This window comes from Nocardioides marinisabuli (assembly GCF_013466785.1).
In the GTDB taxonomy this organism is placed as follows: domain Bacteria; phylum Actinomycetota; class Actinomycetes; order Propionibacteriales; family Nocardioidaceae; genus Nocardioides; species Nocardioides marinisabuli.
Window position 1 is genome coordinate 3,267,349 of record NZ_CP059163.1, and the last position, 21,166, is coordinate 3,288,514.

General features: G+C 68.1%; 21 protein-coding genes. 5 read left to right on the top strand and 16 right to left on the bottom strand.

Annotated features, from left to right (window positions below; genetic code table 11):
- Window positions 1-2: 2 nt before the first annotated feature.
- Complete coding sequence (locus H0S66_RS15675) at window positions 3-377, bottom strand: DoxX family protein (protein ID WP_179616208.1); 375 nt, start codon at window positions 375-377, stop codon at window positions 3-5.
- Between the two features lie 115 nt (window positions 378-492).
- On the opposite strand from H0S66_RS15675, the gene H0S66_RS15680 reads away from it, so the two are divergent.
- Entirely contained in the window at window positions 493-966 is a 474-nt protein-coding gene (locus H0S66_RS15680) for a MarR family winged helix-turn-helix transcriptional regulator (RefSeq protein ID WP_179616209.1), read from the top strand.
- A 36-nt stretch (window positions 967-1,002) separates the two neighbouring features.
- On the opposite strand, the gene H0S66_RS15685 is transcribed toward H0S66_RS15680, so the two are convergent.
- From H0S66_RS15685 to H0S66_RS15695, 3 genes are all read right to left on the bottom strand, one after another.
- A complete protein-coding gene (locus H0S66_RS15685) occupies window positions 1,003-1,512 on the bottom strand; it encodes a VOC family protein (protein WP_179616210.1) in 510 nt (169 codons plus the stop codon).
- Window positions 1,513-2,489: 977 nt separating this feature from the next.
- Window positions 2,490-3,146 (bottom strand): flavin reductase family protein, encoded by a 657-nt coding sequence (locus H0S66_RS15690; protein WP_179616211.1) that lies wholly within the window; start codon window positions 3,144-3,146, stop codon window positions 2,490-2,492.
- A 53-nt stretch (window positions 3,147-3,199) separates the two neighbouring features.
- A complete protein-coding gene (locus H0S66_RS15695; protein ID WP_179616212.1) occupies window positions 3,200-4,591 on the bottom strand; it encodes a purine-cytosine permease family protein in 1,392 nt (463 codons plus the stop codon).
- 200 nt (window positions 4,592-4,791) lie between these two features.
- Here H0S66_RS15695 and H0S66_RS15700 point away from each other — a divergent pair, with 200 nt between their 5' ends.
- Together H0S66_RS15700 and H0S66_RS21090 are read left to right on the top strand one after the other, a co-directional pair.
- Entirely contained in the window at window positions 4,792-5,445 is a 654-nt protein-coding gene (locus H0S66_RS15700) for a GntR family transcriptional regulator (RefSeq protein WP_179616213.1), read from the top strand.
- A 418-nt stretch (window positions 5,446-5,863) separates the two neighbouring features.
- The gene (locus tag H0S66_RS21090; protein WP_219633723.1) at window positions 5,864-6,616 is read left to right on the top strand and encodes an IclR family transcriptional regulator domain-containing protein; all 753 of its coding nucleotides are present in this window, start codon (window positions 5,864-5,866) and stop codon (window positions 6,614-6,616) included.
- Between the two features lie 107 nt (window positions 6,617-6,723).
- Here the strand turns inward: H0S66_RS21090 and ppsA are convergent, their stop codons facing one another.
- Genes ppsA through H0S66_RS15735 form a run of 6 tightly spaced genes read right to left on the bottom strand, consistent with a single transcriptional unit; the run spans window position 6,724 to window position 14,554 of the window.
- Window positions 6,724-9,096 (bottom strand): phosphoenolpyruvate synthase, encoded by a 2,373-nt coding sequence (ppsA, locus tag H0S66_RS15710; RefSeq protein ID WP_179616214.1) that lies wholly within the window; start codon window positions 9,094-9,096, stop codon window positions 6,724-6,726.
- Entirely contained in the window at window positions 9,093-10,010 is a 918-nt protein-coding gene (locus H0S66_RS15715) for a pyruvate, water dikinase regulatory protein (RefSeq protein WP_179616215.1), read from the bottom strand. The genes ppsA and H0S66_RS15715 overlap by 4 nt, the downstream gene beginning before the upstream one ends.
- On the bottom strand, window positions 10,010-10,657 hold the full coding sequence (locus H0S66_RS15720; RefSeq protein WP_179616216.1) for a LutC/YkgG family protein: 648 nt from the start codon (window positions 10,655-10,657) through the stop codon (window positions 10,010-10,012). Before H0S66_RS15720 ends, H0S66_RS15715 begins: the two co-directional genes overlap by 1 nt.
- On the bottom strand, window positions 10,654-12,102 hold the full coding sequence (locus H0S66_RS15725; RefSeq protein WP_218876349.1) for a LutB/LldF family L-lactate oxidation iron-sulfur protein: 1,449 nt from the start codon (window positions 12,100-12,102) through the stop codon (window positions 10,654-10,656). Before H0S66_RS15725 ends, H0S66_RS15720 begins: the two co-directional genes overlap by 4 nt.
- Complete coding sequence (locus H0S66_RS15730) at window positions 12,099-12,944, bottom strand: (Fe-S)-binding protein (RefSeq protein ID WP_246305164.1); 846 nt, start codon at window positions 12,942-12,944, stop codon at window positions 12,099-12,101. Before H0S66_RS15730 ends, H0S66_RS15725 begins: the two co-directional genes overlap by 4 nt.
- 5 nt (window positions 12,945-12,949) lie before the next feature.
- Window positions 12,950-14,554, bottom strand: coding sequence for an L-lactate permease (locus H0S66_RS15735; protein ID WP_420873729.1), 1,605 nt, complete (start codon window positions 14,552-14,554; stop codon window positions 12,950-12,952).
- A 190-nt stretch (window positions 14,555-14,744) separates the two neighbouring features.
- Between H0S66_RS15735 and H0S66_RS15740 the strand changes: the two genes are divergently transcribed.
- The gene (locus H0S66_RS15740; protein ID WP_179616218.1) at window positions 14,745-15,563 is read left to right on the top strand and encodes a FadR/GntR family transcriptional regulator; all 819 of its coding nucleotides are present in this window, start codon (window positions 14,745-14,747) and stop codon (window positions 15,561-15,563) included.
- Window positions 15,564-15,808: 245 nt separating this feature from the next.
- Here the strand turns inward: H0S66_RS15740 and H0S66_RS15745 are convergent, their stop codons facing one another.
- Entirely contained in the window at window positions 15,809-15,976 is a 168-nt protein-coding gene (locus H0S66_RS15745; protein ID WP_179616219.1) for a hypothetical protein, read from the bottom strand.
- On the bottom strand, window positions 15,952-16,173 hold the full coding sequence (locus H0S66_RS15750) for a hypothetical protein (protein ID WP_179616220.1): 222 nt from the start codon (window positions 16,171-16,173) through the stop codon (window positions 15,952-15,954). The genes H0S66_RS15745 and H0S66_RS15750 overlap by 25 nt, the downstream gene beginning before the upstream one ends.
- Window positions 16,174-16,196: 23 nt before the next feature.
- Here H0S66_RS15750 and H0S66_RS15755 point away from each other — a divergent pair.
- Window positions 16,197-17,464 (top strand): IS3 family transposase gene (locus H0S66_RS15755; protein WP_179616221.1). Its coding sequence is split into 2 segments (ribosomal slippage): window positions 16,197-16,500 and window positions 16,500-17,464, totalling 1,269 coding nucleotides; the frame shifts between segments, so codons are not numbered across the junction.
- Window positions 17,465-17,863: 399 nt separating this feature from the next.
- Here H0S66_RS15755 and H0S66_RS15760 read toward each other — a convergent pair.
- The 4 genes from H0S66_RS15760 to H0S66_RS15775 all read right to left on the bottom strand — a co-directional run bounded on the left by H0S66_RS15760 (window position 17,864) and on the right by H0S66_RS15775 (window position 21,149).
- The gene (locus H0S66_RS15760) at window positions 17,864-18,358 is read right to left on the bottom strand and encodes a class I SAM-dependent methyltransferase (protein ID WP_179616222.1); all 495 of its coding nucleotides are present in this window, start codon (window positions 18,356-18,358) and stop codon (window positions 17,864-17,866) included.
- A 118-nt stretch (window positions 18,359-18,476) separates the two neighbouring features.
- Window positions 18,477-18,680 (bottom strand): YgaP family membrane protein, encoded by a 204-nt coding sequence (locus H0S66_RS15765; RefSeq protein WP_036490917.1) that lies wholly within the window; start codon window positions 18,678-18,680, stop codon window positions 18,477-18,479.
- The gene (locus tag H0S66_RS15770; protein ID WP_179616223.1) at window positions 18,677-18,844 is read right to left on the bottom strand and encodes a hypothetical protein; all 168 of its coding nucleotides are present in this window, start codon (window positions 18,842-18,844) and stop codon (window positions 18,677-18,679) included. The genes H0S66_RS15765 and H0S66_RS15770 overlap by 4 nt, the downstream gene beginning before the upstream one ends.
- Window positions 18,845-18,983: 139 nt before the next feature.
- The gene (locus H0S66_RS15775) at window positions 18,984-21,149 is read right to left on the bottom strand and encodes an MMPL family transporter (protein ID WP_179616224.1); all 2,166 of its coding nucleotides are present in this window, start codon (window positions 21,147-21,149) and stop codon (window positions 18,984-18,986) included.
- Window positions 21,150-21,166: the final 17 nt, after the last annotated feature.

The following is a 21,166-nucleotide window of genomic DNA, read 5'->3' on the forward strand; positions in this document are numbered from 1 at the left end:
GCTCAGAAGGAGTGCGGGCCGAACCGGCCCCAGGCCACGACGGCCGCCAGGACCAGCAGCACCCCGTTGACGACCACCGCCTGGTTCTCCTTGCGGCGTGCGTGCGTGATGGCGGCACCGACCATCAGCAGCGCCAGGCCGGTGGCGGCGAGGGGGACCAGCACGGTAGCCACGTCGAGGACCGCGGGGACGACCAGCCCGACCGCCGCCAGCACCTCGAGGGCGCCGATCGCCTTGATCGCGCCGGCGGGGAGGTTCTCCACCGCTTCCATGCCGGACGTCGTGAGCTGGTCCTTGGGCTGGGCGAGCTTCTTGGCACCGGCGGCCAGGAACACCAGGGCGAGGGCGACGGCGATGATCCACAGGACGATGTTCATGTGACTTCCTTGCATTGACTTAAAGGTTGAAGCAATACTAGGAGCCATGACTTCAAGGTGCAATTCATGCCCGCGACGGCACCCCGCCACCGACCGTGGTCGGTAGTCTCGGGCCGTGGACGACGAGACCCCCTGGTTGACGGCGGAGGAGCAGGACGCCTGGCGGGCGCTCGTGGGGGTGCTGGCCAGGCTGCCGCACGCGCTGGACTCCCAGCTGTCGCGCGACGCCGGCCTGCGGCACTTCGACTACGGGGTGCTCTCGCGCCTGTCGGAGGCGCCGGCCAGGACGTTGCGGATGGGCGAGCTCGCCGGGGCCGCGGAGGGGTCGCTGCCGCGGCTGTCGCAGGTGGTGGCCCGGCTCGAGAAGCGGGGCCTGGTCCGGCGCACCCCGGATCCGGCCGACGGGCGCTACACCCTGGCGACCCTGACGGACCAGGGGTGGGAGGCGGTGGTGGCGGCCGCTCCCGGCCACGTCGCCGAGGTGCGCCGCCTCGTCTTCGACGCCCTGGAGCCGGCCATGGTCGCGCAGGTCGCCGAGATCGGCAGCCGCATCCTGCAGCGCGTCGACCCCCAGAACCGGAGCGTGTGAGGGTCGTCCTCGCGCCGAGCCAGGAGCCGGGTGCCCTCAGGCCGGGTCGAGGGGGACCAGCTCGCCGGCCGTGCGTACGCCGCCCCAGCGGCGTACCTCGCCGGGCAGGTCGAGGTGCTCGACCGGTGCGGCGTTCTCGTAGACGCCCCACTCGGCCCTCGGCAGCATCCACATGACCTCGAACTCGTTGCCGTCGGGGTCGGCGGCGTAGACGCTCTTGGTCGCGCCGTGGCTCGACTCACCGCTCAGCGCACCCAGCTCGGCCAGGGTCAGGCGCGCCGCCTCGAGGTCCTCGATCGTGTCGACCTGCCAGGCCAGGTGGTAGAGCCCGAGTGCGCCACGGGGCCGGGGTGACTGGGCGCCGACCCCGAAGAGCCCGAGGTCGTGGTGGTTGCCCGAGCGGGGTAGGCGCAGGAAGGCGGCGCGCGCTCGTGGCTCGCGGGCAACGACCTCCATGTCGAAGGCGGCCCGGTAGAAGTCGACGCTGCGCTCCAGGTCGGCGACGAAGAGCACGGCGTGGTTCAGGCGGACGGCGCTGACGGTCATGACGCGCTCCCTCGTAAGTGATTGTTCTTTCAATCATAACCCCCCGTGAACCGCTCCCGCGGGTCAGTCCTCGCAGGTGAACCCGCAGCAGCGGTGCGCCAGCAACCGGAAGTGGTCGACGGATGGTTGCTGGCCCACCGCTGACCCCGGGCATGCGACGAGGGCCCCGGCGCAGCCGGGGCCCTCGTCCTCGAACGATGCGTTCGAGCTCTACGTGCACACGTGACTAGATGTCGTAGTACTGGTGCCCTTGTGGCGCTGACCTGCGAAAACGCGCCTACACGAGCGCGGTGGGGTGCATCTGGTACGCACAGGATCGAGAACAAATTGCTCACGTCACATCGTGCGGGCACGTGACGTTGAGTGCTTCTTGCAAGTGAAGATGGGCAGGTGTGCCGTCTTGGGCCGCGCGCGGTCAGTGGAGCGCGGATCGTCCTGCATTGACCTGACCAACGCGACCGTGTGCATCTCGTCGGCACCCTCGTAAGCGAGCACCGAATTCATGTGGTCGTGTCGCGGATCACGGGGTACGCCAAGGAGATTCGCTCGCGCCCAGGGCGGTCCGTGACGTCCGGCAGATGTCGATCCGCCCACACGCTGAGCGTCTGAGGCTCCCCTCCCGCCAAAGCAACCGGCCGTCGCCGTAGCACGCCACGGGCTGCAGGCGGGCATACCTGCGGCCATCGATACTGGAAGTGATCTTTTCAGAAGGTCATACGGTGGCCGTGATTCCTCGGTCGACGACGAGCGCCCCGCATGTCATGTAGGACGAGGCCGGATACGCAAGAGGCAAGAGCGCCGCGTCCAGCTCGTCCTGTTCGCCGAAGCGGTTAAGGACGCTCGAGTGGCAACCATCCTGCGCATTCCGCGCCATGGGCCTGTGCTTTACCAAGCGCTGGAAGACCCGGGCGCCAGTCGGGGGATTGCTGGCGCCCGGGTCGACGGGGGACGCTCCGAGCGTCGGGGGGAGATGCTGGTCAGGTGGGCTGTCCGGCGAGGCCGTAGGCCTCTGCAGGGTCGGCGTTGGGAATCTGCATCTCGAAGGTGTCGGTCACGACGGTGTAGTCGAAGTAGCCCATCCGGGCGATCGGCTTGATGCGGGGGATGTCGAGCCTGCCGTCGGGTGTCAGCACGTTGTCATCGATGTGGATCCGTTCGACCTTGGCGAAGACGATGTCGATGGTGCCGACGTTGGAGTCACCGGTCATGCGGTGGGTGGAGAGGTAGCGGCACTCGAAGTGCACCGGGCTCTCGGCCACGAGAGGGATCGGCGCGAGCTCGGCGTATCCCTTGGTAACCCCGCAGCGGTCGAACTCGCTTTCGTGCGGGGGCAGTGCCATGGCGCTGATGTTGACTGCTTCGCGCAGGTCCCAGGTGGCCATGTTCCAGACGAACCAGCCGGTCTGTTCGGCGTTGAGGACCGTGTCCTTGCGTCGGCCGTCGGGGTACTGGTTCGCGGAAAACATCACCATCGGGGGGTCGAAGGTGAGGTTCTGCCACTGGCTGTACGGGGCGAGGTTCTCCACGCCGTCGGGGGAGACGCTGGAGAGCCAGCCGATGGGACGCGGGACGGTGCAGCTCTTGAACGGGGAGAAGGGCAGCGGGCTCTTCTCGGTGGCGGGGTCAAACTTCATGGTGGAGGTCCTTGCTGGGTAGAAGTCGCGGTCAACGCTGGTCGGCGCGTCTGTCAGCGCTGGGTGGCGAGGACGCGGCGTGCGGCGATCTCGTTGCGGACGCGGCCGGAGAAGGCGTAGTAGAGGCCGCCGGCGACGACGAGGCCGAGGAGCCAGGAGATCTCTGCGCCGCCCATCCAGTCGGCGATGGGGCCGACGTAGAAGGTGCTGTTCATGAAGGGGATCTGGATGAGCACGCCGACGGCGTAGGCGAGCATGGCGCCCTTGTTGAAGCGGCCGTAGATGCCGTCGGGGTTGAAGAGTGCGTCGACGTCGTACTGCTCCTTGCGGACCAGGTAGTAGTCGACGAGGTTGATCGCCGACCACGGGGTCATGAAGTAGAGCAGGAAGAGCAGGAAGTCGGTGAAGGAGGCGAGGAAGTTGTCGGTTGCGGCGAGCGCAATGGCCAGGGCGGCTGCGGAGATCAGGGCAATGTAGATGACGCGGTGGCGTGGCTCGATGCGGGACTGGCGTGTGAGGCTGGTGACGATGGTGGCCACGGACATGTAGCCGCCGTAGGAGCTGAGCGTGTTCCCGGTGAGCTTGCCGCAGATGACGGCGAGCAGCACGACGACGGAGAACGCCCCGCCGAGGTCGGCCAGGAAGCCGACCTGGTTGCCGAGGAAGCCGACCCCACCCAGGGCGGCCGCGAGAGCGCCCAGGATCATCGCGGCCGAGGCGCCGACGACGCTGCCGAGGAAGGTCCAGCCGATGGTGGCGGACTTGGGGGTGTCCTCGGGCAGGTAGCGGGAGTAGTCGGCGATGTAGGGGCCGAAGGTCAGCTGCCAGGAGGCTGCCAGTGAGATGCCGAGGATGAAGGGTGCGGCCGCGAACGTGGTGTCGGACAGCGCGTCCCCGGTGGCGGGCTCGGTGAGCATCTTGATGAACAGGCCGGTGAAGACGACTCCGCTGAGCACGGCCGCGACGTGCGAGAACCGGTGGATGTGGCGGTAGCCGAAGATCGCGAGCGCGGTGGACATCAGGGCGAACAGCACCGAGCCGACCTCGGGGGAGATGTGCAACAGACGTGACATCGCCTGACCGCCGAGGACCAGGCCGGTGGCGTAGAACCCGAGGAAGATCATCAGCGCCAGGACGAGGGGAAGGATCGCGCCGAAGTAGCCGAACTGGGCGCGGCTCTGGATCATCTGCGGCACCCCGAGGCGGGGCCCCTGGGCGGAGTGCAGCGCGGTGAAGAATCCACCCACCACGTTGCCGAGGAGGATCGCCGGGATCGCCCACAGCGCGGTGTTGCCCAGGATGACGAACAGGGCTCCCGTCACCACGGCGGTGATGGAGGTGTTGGCGGCGAACCACACGAAGAGCAGGCTGCGGGGGGAGCCGTGGCGCTCGGCGAGGGGGATGTGGTCGATGGAGCGTTGTTCGATGGTCGAGGTCGTAGCCATGTCGGCTCCCTAGTGGTGGGCGTTCACGGTCGCATGAGCGCGGGAGTGTGAGCGGCGTCTCAGTGGTAGGCTCCGTATGCAACCAGTATATTGGCTGCATATCAAGGGTCGATAGAAAAATTTCGCCGTTGTCCTCAGTTGGGATCGCGGAGGCTGGTGGCCGGACACCTAGGATTCGGCAGAACGAAGGAGGCCGGGCAATGACCGAGATCGGCAAGGCAGCGCAGGCCTACCGAGACATCGAGCGCATGGTGGTGTTCGGCCAGATCGAGCCGGGCTCCCTGGTGTCCGAGTCGTTCCTTATGGAGCAGACGGGGTTGGGGCGCACGCCGGTGCGGGAGGCGTTGCAGCGGCTCTCGCGCAACCGGATGGTGGAGATCCACCCGAACAAGGGCGTACTCATCCCTTCCACGTCGGTGGAGGCGCAGCTGCGGATGCTGGAGCTTCGACGTGTGCTCGAGGCGCTCGCCGTGCGTCTGGCGTGCGAGCGGGCCGTTCCCGCCGATCGCGTCGGGATGGAGGAGATGGTGGAGCGCCTCGAGCACGGGGGTTTCGACCTCAAGGGCTACGCGGAAACCGTGCGCGGCACTCATGACCTGATCGTGGCGGGAGCTCATAACGAGTACCTCGCGGACGCGATGGCACCCCTCCAAGGCCTGTCTCGGCGGTTCTGGTTCACCCACGTCACCGACGTGGACACCGAGATCAAGGCCGGCGCAACCCTCCATGTGGCCATCTTGAGGGCGATCCTCGGACGCGATCCGGACGCCGCCGAAGCGGCCGCCTTGGATCTGAACGACTACCTGGTCGATTTCGCCTACGGCACGCTCAGTCCCCGGGGCAGGCGCCGGTGAGGGGGGGGCAGCCGTGCTCGGCGCGGACTGGTCGGCACGATAGGAGCACGCGTGGCGCAGGTTCCTGCGGGAGCTCACACGTTGAAGCTCTTGACCTAGTTGGCGCAGCAGGTCACGCCCGTGGCGGCGTCCATGTCCCGCGACCTGGCGTTGCCGCGCTCGGGCACCTATCACCTGCTCGACACCATGATCGACGCCGGTTACGTGACGCACTACCCAGATCAGCGGTCTACGGTCTGGGGCTCTCGGCCTACGAGCTCGCTAGCGGTTACATGCGTCAGGAGTCCGTTCAGCGTCTTGCTCGCCGACCACTGGCGGACCCTGCCGACCGCAGTGGGCACAGCGCCCATCTGTCGGTCCTCCATGGGCGCGAGATCGTGTACGTCATCGAGGAGCGCGCGCGGGGCGGGTACGGCTTATCACCGTTGTCGGGGCCAGGCTTCCCGCACACACGACGGCCTCGGGCCGCGCCATGCTGGCAGAGCTGCCACCGGCGCAGGTGCGGGCGCTGTACCCGAGTGCAAAGGACCTGCTTGGCAGTGCGCTGTCAGGCCCGCGGACACCGATCGAGCTGCGACGAGCGCTGAGCGACGTACGAAGCGCTGGTGTCGCCAGCGACGAGGGGGAGGTCACTCCGGGCCAGGCATCCCTGGCCCGCGACGGCCAACCGATCACGGCGCAGCTCACGGAGGAGCCGTCCCGCACCGCGGTCGCCGAGCAGAAGCTGGGCATGCGGCGACCGGCCGTACCCGTCCTGGTCACCGAGAACGTCCTCGACGACGTTATCCCGTATGCCGTGGGACGAGGGGTCGCCGAGCGTTGGTGGGACCGGGGCGCGACGGTGAGGTTGGCGACCAACACTGCTCCGACCCGCGTCGGCGGGGCGTTGCTGCTTTCCCGAGTCGTTCGCCTTCCTCGAGGCCCGCTTCGCCGGACTGCCCGCGATCAACAGCTGCTGGCGGATCTGAGCCAAATGCCCCCGCAGTTCGAGATGACGGGAGCGCTGAAGCGGGATTGCCGGGGGACGACGTATCCGAGGTCTCGACTGTCTGCCGATCCAGATCACCTCATCCCGACGCCGAGTCGGCCTCATAGCCGAGCTCAGATCCGTCGACGACGTACCAGCCCGTGCGGTCGGTGTCCTCCGCCGAGAACTGCCTCGTCGAGGTAGAACTGCCTCGTCGAGGTCGCTCTTGCGAGCGAGGAGGGGTAGAAGCCGTTGTCGTTGTCGACCCGGTGGACGAGAGTCGCGGGACCATGCAGGCAAGGGCGCGCCTGTCATCGGCTCCCGGCTGCGGCCAGCATGAGCCAGGTGTCGACGACGGTGTCGGGGGTGAGTGACATCGACGCGATGCCCTGGTTGAGCAGCCACGCGGCGAGGTCAGGGTGGTCGCTAGGGCCTTGGCCGCAGATGCCGACGTACTTGTCGGCGTCGCGGCACGCCTTGATGGCGCGTTCGAGCATGAACAATACGGCGGGGTCGCGCTCGTCGAAGGAGCCTGCGACGAGCGCTGAGTCGCGGTCGAGGCCGAGCGTCAGCTGGGTCATGTCGTTGGAGCCTATGGAGAAGCCGTCGAAGCGCTCGAGGAACTGCTCGGCCAGGATGGCGTTGGAGGGGACCTCGCACATCATGATGACCTGGAGGTCGTTCTCGCCGCGGACCAGGCCGTGCTGGGCGAGCAGGGAGATGACGCCGTCGGCCTCGGCGAGGGTGCGCACGAACGGGATCATGATCTTGACGTTGGTCAGGCCCATGTCGTCGCGCACGAACTTCAGTGCTTCGGCTTCCATGGCGAAGCAGTCCGCGAAGTCCTCCGACAGGTACCGCGAGGCGCCGCGGTAGCCGATCATCGGGTTCTCCTCGTCGGGCTCGTAGAGCTCGCCGCCGGTGAGGTTGGCGTACTCGTTGGACTTGAAGTCGCTCATGCGGACGATGACCGGTTCGGGGGCGAAGGCTGCGGCGAGCATCGAGACGCCTTCGGCGACCCGTTGCACGAAGTAGTCGCGGGGGCTCGGGTAGGCCTTGATGGTCGTGGCGATCTGGGAGCGCAGGGGCTCGTCAAGGGTCGTGTGGTCGAGCAGGGCCTTGGGGTGGATGCCGATCTGTCGGTTGATGATGAACTCCAGCCGGGCGAGGCCGACGCCGGCGTGGGGGAGCCGTGCGAAGGCGAATGCCTGCTCGGGGGTGCCGACGTTCATCATGATCTTGGTGGGGATGCCGGGCATGGAGGCCAGCTCGGTCTCCTCGACGGTGAAGTCGAGCCGGCCGTCGTAGACCAGCCCGGTGTCGCCCTCGGCGCAGGAGACGGTGACCTCGCGTCCGTCGGCGAGCTCGCGGGTGGCGTCGCCGGTGCCGACGACGGCGGGGATGCCGAGTTCGCGGGCGATGATCGCGGCGTGGCAGGTGCGTCCGCCGCGGTTGGTGATGATCGCGGAGGCCCGCTTCATGATGGGCTCCCAGTCGGGGTCGGTCATGTCGGCCACGAGGACCTCGCCGGGGTTGAAGTCGTGCATCTGGTCGATCGAGGTCATGACACGTACGGCGCCGGCACCGATCTTCTGGCCGATGGCGCGGCCTTCGACGACCACCGTGCCCGTGTCGGTCATCCGGAACCGCTGCTGCTTCCCGGCTCGCGACATCACGGTCTCGGGGCGGGCCTGGAGGATGTAGAGCTGTCCGTCGAGGCCGTCCTTGCCCCACTCGATGTCCATCGGACGGCCGTAGTGCTCCTCGATGGTGAGCGCGTGCCGGGCGAGCTCCTCCACCTCGGCGTCGGTGAGGCTGAGCAGTCCGCGTTCGGTCGGGTCGGTGTCGATGAAGGCGGTGGTCCTGCCGACCGAGGGGTCGTCGGTGTAGACCATCTTGGTGGCCTTCGACCCGACTCCGCGCTTGAGGATCGCGGGACGTCCGGCGCGCAGGGCCGGCTTGTGGACGTAGAACTCGTCGGGGTTGACCGCGCCCTGGACGACGGCCTCGCCGAGTCCGTAGGAGGAGGTCACGAACACCGCGTCGTCGAAGCCGGACTCGGTGTCCATCGTGAACATCACCCCCGACGCCCCGATGTCCGAGCGCACCATCTGCTGCACGCCTGCCGAGACCGCGACGCTGTCGTGTTCGAAGTCGTGGTGCACGCGATACGTGATGGCCCGGTCGTTGTAGAGGGAGGCGAAGACCTCGCGGATCGCCTGGAGCACGCTGTCGATGCCGGTGATGTTGAGGAAGGTCTCCTGCTGGCCGGCGAAGGAGGCGTCGGGGAGGTCCTCGGCGGTGGCGCTGGAGCGTACGGCGAACGAGACGTCGTCGCGCCCGTTCACCAATCTCTCGTACGCGGCACGGATGTCGGCCTCGAGGTCCTCGGGGAACGGCCGGTTGGCGACGGACTCGCGCAGGGACTTGCCGACGCGGGCGAGCTGTTGGGTGTCGTCGATGTCGAGACCCTTGAGGGCGTGGGAGATCTCCTCGGCCAGGCCGGTGTCGCCGATGAAGCGTCGGAATGCGTCGGCGGTGGTGGCGAATCCGTCGGGGACGTTGACGCCCAGCGAGGCGAGGTTGCTGACCATCTCGCCCAGGGAGGAGTTCTTGCCGCCGACCTGTTCGAGGTCGCCCAGGCCGAGCTCGGCGAAGGGGCGGACGTGGGGGGACTCGCTCATGGACGGCTCCTCGGGGTGGACCTGCGTGGGGCAGGGGAGTGCGGGGGACGGGCGACGGAGGGGGGTATCGAGTTCATCGTCTTGAGTCGCTGCAGGATGATGGTCGAGATCTCCTCCACCGACTTGGTCGAGGAGTCGACGACCGGCAGGCCGTGGCGCTGGAACATCTCGGCGGTGCGGCGCAGCTCGAAGCTGCACTGGTCGAGGGAGGCGTAAACCGAGTCGGGGCGACGTTCCTGACGGACCGCGGCGAGCCGCTGGGGTGTGGTGATCAGGCCGAAGCACCGCTCGCGCAGGCGTCGGACAGGTCGGGGCAGCTCGGTGTGGTCGAGGTCGTCCTCGACGATCGGGTAGTTGGCCACGAACAGGCCGTGCTGCAGGGCGAGGTACATCGAGGTGGGGGTCTTGCCGCAGCGTGAGGGTGCCACCAAGATCACGTCGGCCTCCTCCAGGCCGCGCACCCTCTGGCCGTCGTCGTGCTCGATGGTGTACTCGATGGCCTGCATCCGGCTGTTGTAGCGCTGGATGTCCCCGACGCCGTGCAGTCGAGCGGGCAGTCGTACTCCGCGGGTCGCCAGTATCGACTCCACCGACCGCATGTGCAGGTCGAAGAAGTCGATGACCGGGCAGCGGGTGCGCCGCAGCTCCAGACGCACCTCGTCGCTTGCGGCGGTGGTGAACACCAGTGGGGTGCGGGGGCTCTCGTCCAGGGCGCGATCGAGGCGGGCCACGACGTCACGAGCCTCTTGGACGGTGGAGATGAACGGGATCACGGTCCGGTCGAAGCGCAGGTCGGGGAACTGGATCAGCAGCGCGTTGCCCATGGTCTCCGCGCTGATGCCCGTGCTGTCCGAGAGGAAGAACACCGGCACCACGGCGCTCGCCGACCCGTGGTGCGCCTCCTCGCGCGTCATCACGCCGGCGGCAGGGGATGGTCGGTGCTGACAAGCAGGACGTGCAGGGTCCGGGGTCCGTGCACGCCCTCGACCCGCTCCAGCTCGATGTCACTGGTGGCCGAGGGGCCGCTGATCCACGTCAGGGGCCGGCCGGCGTCGACGGCGTGGCGAAGCGGCGCGATTGACTCGGGCACGTCGCCGACGAGCTGCGACTCGCGCACGACGCACACGTGCACGTCGGGCACCAGCGAGAGCGCGCGGCGGCCCTGGTCGGGGCCGTGGTCGAGCACGATGGTGCCGGTGACGGCGATGCCCACCGCGGCGGCGGTGACAACCGCGTCGAAATGGTCCAGTTCGTCGGGGGACAGGTCTCCGTCGTCGGCTACCACCTCCGCGCCGTCGAGGGCGGCTACCCACTCGCGCGGCAGCCCGGGCGGTACGACGACGCGTGTGGCTCGGGTCAGAGTTGCGGCCACAGCCGCAGTGATGCCTTCGGGATTGACCCGCTCGACGACGGCACGGTAGTCCTCGACGCGTTCGACGAAGGTCGCCGCGATGTCGGGGAGCGGGGTGGTGGCGCCGTACTCGCGCTGGGGTGGCGGTATCCGGTCGGCGCCCTCCAAGGCGGCGGCGATCCGGGTGAGCATGTCATCTCGGGTGCTCATCGGGGGTCTCCCTTCTCGCGCTTCCACCAGGATCGGAAGGACTCGGCGGGAGGTGTTGGTGCGTCGCGGGCGTCGCTCCAGGCCGAGAGTGGCCCGGGGAGGCGTCCGATGGTGTCCTTCTTGCCGAGGGCCCGGCCGCTCAGCTCGGCGCCCTTCTGGGCCTTCTCCCAGCGGCGGTGGTCGGAGAACATCCAGGCGGCTCCCTTCATGGCGATCTGCTCGCCCGAGGGGATGCCGCCGCGGTGCTCGTCGACCACGCGGGTGCGCAGGTGCACGAGGAGCTCGGGGATCTCGATGTTGACGGGGCAGACGTCGCCGCAGGCGCCGCACAGTGACGAGGCGTAGGGCAGTGACTGGTCCACGTCGCTGGTGGTGCCACGTAGCTGGGGGTTGAGGATGGCGCCGATGGGTCCGGGATAGACCGAGCCGTAGGCGTGGCCACCGACGCGTTGGTAGACTGGGCAGACGTTGAGGCAGGCCGAGCAGCGGATGCAGCGCAGGGCCTGTCGGCCGACCTGGTCGGCCAGCGCGTCGGTGCGTCCGTTGTCGAGCAGCACCACGTGCACGTCCTGGGGGCCGTCGCCGGGGGTGATGCCGGTCCAGGTGGAGGTGTAGGGGTTCATCCGCTCGCCGGTGGAGCTGCGGGGCAGGAGCTGCATGAACACCTCGAGGTCCTCCAGCGTCGGCAGTACCTTCTCGATGCCGACGACGCTGATCAGGGTCTCGGGCAGGGTGAGGCACATGCGGCCGTTGCCCTCCGACTCGACGACCACGAGGGTCCCGGTCTCGGCGATCGCGAAGTTCGCCCCCGAGATGGCGACCTTGGCGCGCAGGAACTTCTCGCGCAGGTGCACCCGCGCGGCCTCGGCGAGCTCGCGGGGGTTGGAGGTGAGCCCGGTGGGGGGCGGGGTGCCGACCTGGCCCATCTCGCGGAGGAAGATCTCGCGGATCTCGGCTCGGTTGCGGTGGATGGCCGGGACCAGGATGTGGCTGGGCTTGTCGTGCCCGAGCTGGACGATGAGCTCGGCGAGGTCGGTCTCCCAGGCGTTGATGCCAGCCACTTCGAGGGCCTCGTTGAGGCCGATCTCCTGGGTCGCCATGGACTTGACCTTGACGACCTCCTCCGCGCCCGTGGCCCTCACCAGTGAGGTGACGATGCGGTTGGCCTCCTCGGCGTCGGCCGCCCAATGCACGGTGGCGCCGGCTTGGGTGAGGGACTCCTCGAGCTGGACCAGGTAGGTGTCGAGGTGGGACAGGACGTTGTCCTTGATCGCCGCTCCCGCCTGGCGGAGCTCGTCCCAGTTGTTGAGCTCGTCGACGACCCCGGCCCGCTTGCGGCGGATGGTGCCGGTCGCGTGCTGCAGGTTGCGGCGCTGCTGGGAGTTGCCCAGCGCCTCCTTGGCCGCGGTCTGGAACTTCGGCATCCCGATGAACGTGCCGCTCATGCCGTCACCTCCTCCTCAGTGGGCCGGTCGGTGGGCTGGTTGGTGGGGTTGTCGCCTGCTGTGCCGAGCTCGTTCTCGGCGGCGAAGTCGCGTTCGGTGGAGGCGAGTACCTCGGCCAGGTGCATGACCCGGATGCCGGAGCGTTGCCGGGTGAGGAGACCGCCGATGTGCGCCAGGCAGCTGTTGTCGCCGGCGACCAGCACCTCGGCGTGGGTCTCGCGCACGTGCTGTGCCTTGTCGGCGCCCATGGCCACCGAGGTGTCGGCGTTCTTCATCGCGAAGGTGCCGCCGAACCCGCAGCACTCCTCGGCCTCGGGCAGGTCGACGAGGTCGATGCCGCGGACCTCCCGCAGCAGCTGTAGCGGTTTGTCGGCCACCCGCAGCATCCGCAGGGAGTGACAGGTGGGGTGGTAGGTGACGCGGTGCGGGAAGGTTGCGCCGACGTCGGTCACGCCCAGCACGTCGACGAGCAGCTCGCTGAACTCATATACCTTGCGGGCAGTCGTGGTGGCCTGGTCGGCGAGCGCCGGTTGTCCGCACCCCCGGGCCACGGTGGCGTGCTGGTGCCGGACGCTGCCGACGCAGGAGCCGGAGGGAGCGACGACGGCGTCGTACTCGCTGAAGACGTCGGCGAAGCGTTCCACCAGCGGCAGGGCCTCGCGGGCGTAGCCGGTGTTGGTGAACATCTGCCCGCAGCACGTCTGCTCCAACGGGAACTCCACGGTGACCCCGAGGCGCTCGAGGACGGTGACAACCGCCTTGGGCGTCTCGGGCCACATCGTGTCGTTGAAGCAGGTCGCGAAGAGCGCCACACGCATGCCGTGGCCGGGAAGCGAGGTCATCTGGGTCACACCATCCAGGAGAGCACGGTGGACTGCAGCCCGACCAGCAGGCACAAGGCCAGCAGCAGCCCGAGGCTCCAGAAGATGAGCTTGCGGAAGATGTCGGACTCCCGCCCGGCCAGGCCGACCGCCGCAGCGGCGATGGTGAGGTTCTGGGGACTGATCATCTTGCCGACCACGCCGCCGGAGGTGTTGGCGGCCACCATCAGAGTCGGGTCGAGGCCGGCCTTCTCCGCCGCGCTCTGCTGCAAGGTCGCAAAGAGCGCGTTGGCGCTGGTGTCGGAGCCGGTCACCGCGGTGCCCAGCCATCCCAGGATGGGGGAGAGGAACGCGAACGCGGCACCGGTGCCGGCGATCCAGTGGCCCATCGTCTGGGTCTGGCCCGACAAGTTCATCACATAGGCCAGCGCCAGCACGGAGGCAACCGTGAGGAACGCGAAGCGGAGCGTCTTGACAGTCTCGAGGAACGTGGTGGCGATACGTGCGACCTTCACGCCCTGCACCAGCCCGACGATGAGCGCGGAGATGACGAGCAGGGTGCCGGGGGAGGAGAGCCACTGCCACTTATAGACGGTGGAGGCCGACTCGACGGCTCCGTGCAGACCGGGCCACTCGACCAATCGGTCGGTCACGGCCAGGAAGTCGGTGACCGGGGGGACGAGCTTGGCGGTGGAGAAGACCGCGATGACCAAGAGGTAGGGGAACAGCGCCATCGTGATGCGACCGGGCGTGAGGAGAGCGGCACGCTGCGCGACCTGGTCGATCTCCTTCTTCGCCTGGACCGCGACGTTCCCGTCGCCGCCGAGCCCGCTGGCCTCAGCGTCGTCTGCACGCATGCTCGTCAGCCGCTCCGCGGCCTCGGTCGACCCCTTGGGCTGCCACACGCGGAGCATCGCCACCGCGGCGGCCAGTCCGGCGAGCGAGGCGATGATGTCAGTGAGCTCGACGGAGATGAAGTTGGAACTGACGAACTGGGCGAGACCGAAGACTGCGCCCACGGCCAAAGCCAACGGCCAGACCTCGCGAACGCCGCGACGACCGTCAGCCACGAAGACGAGAATGAGCGGAACGAACAGGGCGAGGAACGGCGTCTGGCGGCCGACGATGGCGCCGATGTCCTCGTACGGGATCCCGGTCAGGGTGCCGGCGGTGATGATCGGGATGGCCATCGCGCCGAAAGCCACCGGTGCGGTGTTGGCGAGCAGGACGACCATCGCGGCGCGCAGCGCGGGGAAGCCAACCGCGACCAGCATGACGCCGGAGATGGCGGCGGGGGCACCGAAGCCGGCCAACGCCTCCAGCAGGCCGCCGAAGCAGAAGGCGATGATGATTGCCTGGATGCGCGGGTCGTCGGAGATCAGGTGAAAGGTGGCGCGGAGATCCTCGAATTTCCCGCTCACGACCGTGAGCTGGTGCAGGAATAGGGCGCCCAGGACGATCCACATGATCGGGAAGAGACCGAAGACAGCACCCTCGGAGGCCGAGAGCAGAGCCAAATCCACCGGCATGCCGTACGCCACCACGGCCACCGCTACGGCCACCGCGACCGAAGCGAGGGCGGCGAAGTGGGCCTTCCATCGCAGCCAACCCAAGGTGACGAAGATCGTCATGAGCGGGAGCGCAGCCACGAGCGACGACCAAGCGAGGCTGTCTCCGATCGGGGCGAGATCGGGCACATACATGGGAACCTCCACAGGGCGATCAGTCGAAGATACTGGCCACGGTCGACCTCTGTGTGGTCTGACCATAGAGAGGACTGTAGAGTGACGTCCATCACCCGTCAAGAGTGGAAGGTCGCCGATGAGCGAGCGCGCATCGTTTGAGAACGTCCCGGGCAGCGATCAGGGGTCGTGGCAACCCATCGCCCGCAGTCGCTCACATGAATTGGTTGTGGACCAGATCGAGGAGCAGATCCTCGCGGGGACGCTGCGGGTGGGTGACCGGCTGCCGGGCGAGCGAGACCTGGCCAGCCACCTGCAGGTCAGCAGAGCCGCCGTGCGTGAGGCCATCCGCAGCCTGGAGGCCCAAGGGGTGGTGCGGTCGGCGGTCGGATCGGGCAAGGACTCCGGCACCCTCGTGTCAGCGATGCCCAGCGAAGCCCTCACCCGCCTGCTGCGGCTGCACGTTGCCCTGGCCAACTTCCCCATGGACGACGTCGTCGATGCCCGCGTCATGCTGGAACGCTCCAGCGCCACCCTAGCCGCGCACAACGCGGCTCCAGCGAATCTCCACGCTATGCGTGAGGCGCTGAACGGAATGGATAGTCCCGGCGTCGATCAAGAGACGTTCAACGACCTTGACACGGCATTCCACGTCGCGATCGCCGAGGCCAGTGGAAACCGACTGGTGGCGGACATGACCATCGCGCTGCGCGACTCCATGCGGCGCCCCATCCTGCAGGCGCTGCATGCGCTCGGTCCGGACTGGGAGGGGGTCGCCGATCAGCTGCGCGCCGACCACCGCGCCATCTACGCCGCCATCGAAAGCGGGCAAGGCGAGACCGCGGCCGAACTCGTCGACCAGCACATCCGGTCCGCCCGTGCCGCGCTGCCCATTGCGGGCACGGCCGGAGCGGTCCACTCGCCAACGCCGACGCACAGTCGCCGACCACGGTCCTGAGTTCGCTGTCCAAGAAATGTCCAGTGGGCCAGCGGGCATAGAGTGCGTAGCGATGCGGGGTTGGCGTGGGTGGTGGACCGGCCGGCCGCGAAAGTAGCCGTCGCTGTGCGGGTCTTCCACCGGGATCCGACGCCCAGCAAACCGTTGACCCAGGGCAGGCTCGCCAACCAGGTTCGCGGATTTCAGCGGCGACTGTGCATCGTCCACATCAGGTTTGCGTCGACGGTCCGACGGACCCTATTGACTCAGTCGAGTTCCGCGGCGGCCTGATCCTTGGCTTCGGTGAACCGCTGCCCGAGGTCGCTGAGCTGTTGGTTGGTCGCTGCGTCAGCGAATGCCGGGAGGATCTGTTCCTCCTCTTCCTCCACGTGGTGCCGTACCTCGCCGATCATCGCGGCGAAGAGTCCGTCCACGCCAGGGGCCTCCGATCCGCCGCCAGCAGTTCCTTGAGCGTCTCCTCGACGTGCTGGTGCTCGGCGAGCCCGTCATCGACGTCGGATCCTTCAGTCGGCACCAAACGCTTGATCGCGAAGTAGACGACCTGCTCCTCGGCTTTCGAGTGTGGGATGAGCAGCCGCGTGAACCGCCCTGGGTTGGTTGGAGTCTCCATCGTTTGGAAACGAGGATGGACTCATGCCCAAGGACACCACCCCAGGGAAGCCGACCACGCGTCGCTACAGCCCTGAGGAGAAGGCCGCTGCAGTGCGGATGGTCAGGACCCTGCGTGCCGAGCTCGGCACCGAGCACGGCACGGTCCAGCGCGTCGCCTCTCAACTCGGCTACGGCACCGAGTCGGTGCGCTCGTGGGTGCGCCAGGCCGATATCGACGAGGGCCACGTGCCCGGCGTGAGCACGAGCGACGCGGCGAGGATGAAGGCCCTGGAGCAGGAGGTTCGTGAGCTCAAGCGGGCCAACGAAATTCTGAAGCGGGCAGCCAGTTTCTTCGGGGCGGAGCTCGACCGCCAGCACAAGAGGTAGCCGCGTTCATCGACGCCAACCGCGACGATGTCGTCGCGGGCCGGCGGCTGGGGGTCGAGCGCATCTGCAGCGTGCTGCAGGTGGCCCCGAGCAGCTACTACGAGTTCAAGAACCGCCAGCCCTCGACGCGCTCGCAGCGCGATGAGGTCATGGGCCCGGTGGTGCGCCAGCTGTGGGAGGACAACTTCCGCGTCTACGGCGCACGCAAGGTCTGGAAGGCCGCCCGACGCGCCGGTCACGACCTCGGCCGCGACCAGGTCGCTCGGCTGATGCGCACTGCTGGCATCGAGGGGGTCCGGCGCACCAAACGGGTCCGCACCACCAAGCCCGAAGCCGGCGTGCCCCGCCACCCCGACCTGGTGGGCCGCGACTTCACCGCCACGGCCCCCAACCAGTTGTGGGTCACCGACCTGACGTTCGTGCCGACCTGGGCCGGGATCGCCTACGTCTGCTTCATCATCGACGCCTACTCGAGGATGATCGTGGGGTGGCGGGTCGCCTCGCATATGCGCACCACGATGGTCCTCGACGCCATCGAGATGGCCCGGTGGTCACGCGGCACGACCCTGACCGGGTTGCGGTGTCACAGCGATGCCGGCAGTCAATTCACATCGATTCGATACGGCGAACGCCTCGCCGAGATCGGCGCGGTCCCCTCGATCGGCACCGTCGGCGACTCCTACGACAACGCGCTGGCCGAGACCGTGAACGGCTACTACAAGGCCGAGCTGATCCGCGGCCCTGCACGCGAGGGGCGCCCCTGGAAGACGGTCGAGGACGTCGAGTTCGCGACCCTGTCCTGGGTCCACTGGCACAACCATGACCGCCTGCACGGCTACCTCAACGACGTCCCTCCCACAGAGTTCGAAGAGACGTTCTACGCTCAGACACGGACCGACCAACCCCTGGTCGAAATCCAATAGCCCGAGCCTCCATCAGACCCAGGGCGATTCACACACGCCGTGGCAGGCGGTGCGGTGCTGGTCAACATCATCAGGCCGTGGGGTGCACTGGGTACGCACAGCAGCGAAAAACGGCGCCTGACGCTGGAAGACGTCGGAAGACGTTTTCGCAGGTCAGGCGCCGTTTCAGGCACCTATCCGCAGGTCAGCGAGACCCAGGGATCAGATGTCGTAGTACTGACTGACTGACCCATGCTGACCTGCGCAAACGTCGAGGTTGGCCGGCTGTTTGTACCGGATGTGTAACAGGCTACCGCGTTGCTCTGGGCGTCCCCGGATGAGTGGGAGCGCCTAGATTGATCTAGATGTCAGCCGCTTTCTAGATCGGCTGAACGTCGCCAGCCCGGGGAGTCGCGCAGATCAATGAGAGCCATCCGTGCGCCGAGCGCTGATCCAGGTGAACTGCTGCTCGGAGCCGCCGGGGGTGCGGTGGATCCGCGTTTCGGCATGGGTAAAGGTGAAGGCACGCGCGACGAGGGCGGCGAGGTCCTCGGCGGAGTGGCGGGCCGTCGGCAGGCCCGAGCAGGACGTGGGTCCGTCGGGGCCGAATGTGGCCAGGACCAGCAGGCCGCCGAGGGAAATGGTGCGGGCGGCCAGGTCGACGTACGCCGCTTGGTTGGCCGGCTCGGTGAGGAAGTGGAGTACGGCTCTGTCGTGCCAGGCGTCGTAGGTGCGCGAGGGTTCCCAAGACAGGACGTCGCTGACGACGTAGGCGACCCGCCCTTCCGCGGAGCCGAGCCGTTCGCGCGTCACTGCGAGCGCTTCGCGGGAGATGCCGAGCACGGTGATGTCCTCGCGACCGTCGGCGGGGAGCGCGTCGGGGAGCCGGGACGCGCCGGCTCCGATGTCGATCACCGAGCCGGCCTGTTGGCGCAGGAGCTCAACGGAGTGGGTTGGCGTCTCTTCGAACCACGACACCTGTCGAGGTCGCGCGACGCGAAGACAGCATCCCAGTGGTGAGAGCCGTCGTCGCTCATCGGAAGGCGCACCCGCTGCTGACGCCGAGCCGGCGGAAGATGACGGCCGCGGGGCAGAAGCCGGTGATGGACGACTGGAGCAGGTTGAGCCCGACGAAGGCGGTCAGCAGCAGCCACCACGGTGATACGAGGGCCACCAGCAGGACGCTGAGCAGGGTCATGGTGCCGGCGAGGAGGAGAACGGCGCGGTCGAGGTTCATGCCTTGCCTCCGAAGATGCGGCTGAAGAACCCGGTTCCGGCCTCGCGGGGGTGGCCGGCGCACCGGTCGGCGCGTGGGACGCGGGCGAGGACCTGGTCGACGTGCTGGCCGCAGCCGGCCCAGGTGGTCTTGCCACACTTCTTGCAGGTGACTGCTCGGCACATGGTGGGGGCTCCTTCGGTTCGAGGTGATCGTGCAGAAAAAGTGAAGGTGACGCGAGGTGTGGTCCGGACACCCGCGGGGGACGGGCGCCCGGACCACGTGCCGCGGCTTAGGGGGCACGCCGCGGCGGTCGAGGGGTGATCAGCCGTGCGAGAACGTGATGGTCGGCAGCACCTTGCGCAGCCAGGCCGGCGACCACCATGCCGCCTTGCCGGTGAGGCGCAGCATGACCGGCAGCAGCACGAGCCGCACGAGGAAGGCGTCGAGGAGGACGGCGACGCCGAGCACGATGCCCATCTCCTTGGGCGGCAGGGGGCCGGAGAGCGCGAAGGTGAAGAACACCGCGACCATAACCGCGCCAGCGGCGAAGATGACCCGTCCTGAGTGGGCCAGCGAGCCAACCATCGCGTCCTTCGGGTCTCCGGAGTGCTCGTAGTGCTCCTTGGCCGATGCCAGCAGGAACACCGTGTAGTCCATCGCGATCGCGAAGATCATCGCGAAGAAGAACACCGGAGCCCACGCGTCAAGGAAACCTTGGCTCTCGAAGCCGAAGAACTCGGCGCCGAAGCCCTCCTGGAAGATCAGCCGTGCCACGCCGAAGGCCGCAGCCGTCGACAGCAGGCTGGCCAGCGTCCCGAGCAAGGAGATCAGTGGAGCCTGGAGCGCGACCAGCAACAGCAGGAACCCGAGCACCAGGACCACGGCGATCACCAGCGGCGTGGACTCGTCGAGCTGGGCCTTGAGGTCGAGGTTCTCCACCGCCGCGCCTCCGACCAGCGCGCTCGGCGGCAGGTCGGCGCGCAGCCGGTCGACGGTGTCGTTGAGGGCGGGGTCGGAGGGGTCGACGGTCGGCACGGCCTGGATGAGGACCAGCCCGCTGTCGTCGGCTGCCGGCATGGCCGGCATCGCTCCGGCGATGCCGGAGTCGGAGGAAAGCACGGTGCTCGCGGCCTCGGCGTCGGAGGCCTTCATCACGATCTGCAGCGTGCCGGGTGCACCTTCACCGAACGACTCCTGCACCAGGTCGTAGCCGATCCGGGCGCTGGCGTCCTCGGGCAGGACCTTGATGGAGGGCATAGCGGTCTTGAGGCCGATGACCGGTGCGGCGAGCGCGAGCAGCACGATGAGCGCGCCCAGGCCCCAGACGACGGGGCGCTTCCAGAGTCGCTCGCCCCACGCGGCGAACTTCGGGGAGCGGTGCTCCCCGGTCTTGACCCAGGGCAGGGACAGCTTGTTGATCTTGTGGTCGAGCTTGAACAGCACCAGCGGCAGCAGGGTGAGTGTGGCGGCCAGGACGAAGACGACCGAGAGCATGATCCCGCCGGCCATCGAGCGGAACGAGGGCGAGGGCACGAGCATCACGGCTGAGAGCGAGATCAGGACGGTGGCGCCGGAGAGCAGGACGGCCTTGCCGGCGGTGTCCATGGTCTCGGCGATGGCCTGCTTGGCGGAGTTGCCCGAGCCCATGCGGGAGGCGCGGTAGCGGACGACGAGGAAAAGCGCGTAGTCGATGCCGAGCGCGAGGGCGAACATCATCGCGAAGTTCATCGCCCAGATGGAGACCGGGACGAGCTCATTGATGAGGACAAGCGAACCTGCGGAGGCGACCAGTCCTGCGAGAGTCAGGATCAGGGGGAGGCCGGCGGCGACCAGAGCGCCGAAAGCGAGCACCAGGATCGCCATGGTGACGGGCCAGGAGACCATCTCGGACTTCAGCATCGCCTCAAGGTTGGCCTCGTTGAAGTCCGACCAGAGCAGCGAGGAGCCGGTCGGGTTGACCTGGATGCCCTCGACGGAAAGGTCCTGGAGGTCGCCCTTGAGGTCGGTGGCGACACGGACCATCTCGTTGGTGTCGGCACCCGCGCCCGCGAGGATGATCGCGGTGCTGCCGTCCTGGCTGAGGGTCGCGCCGGGCATCGGCTGGATCACGTCAGCGATGCGTGGTTCGGCTTCGAGCATCCGGGTGACCTGGGCGATGACCTCGGCGCCGGGACCCTCGGTAACGGGTCCGTCGGTGGAGTGCACGACGACCTGGATGGCCGAGGAGGCGTTGCCGCCGAAGCTCTCCTGGGCGAGCTCGCGTGCGGCGACGGACTCCGATCCGTCGGCCTGCCAGCCGGCGCCGGACAGGTTGTGCTCGACCTGGGGGGCGAAGGCGCCCAGGCCGACGATCAGCAGCAGCCAGACGCCGGTGACGAGCTTGGCGTGGTCGGTGACCCACAGGCCGAGGCGGCCGAGGGGGCCTGGGCGGAAGCCGGGAGTGAAGTCGGGGGAGGCGCCCTTCGATCGGGCGGGGGTAGTGCTCATGAGTGTTCCGTTCGATG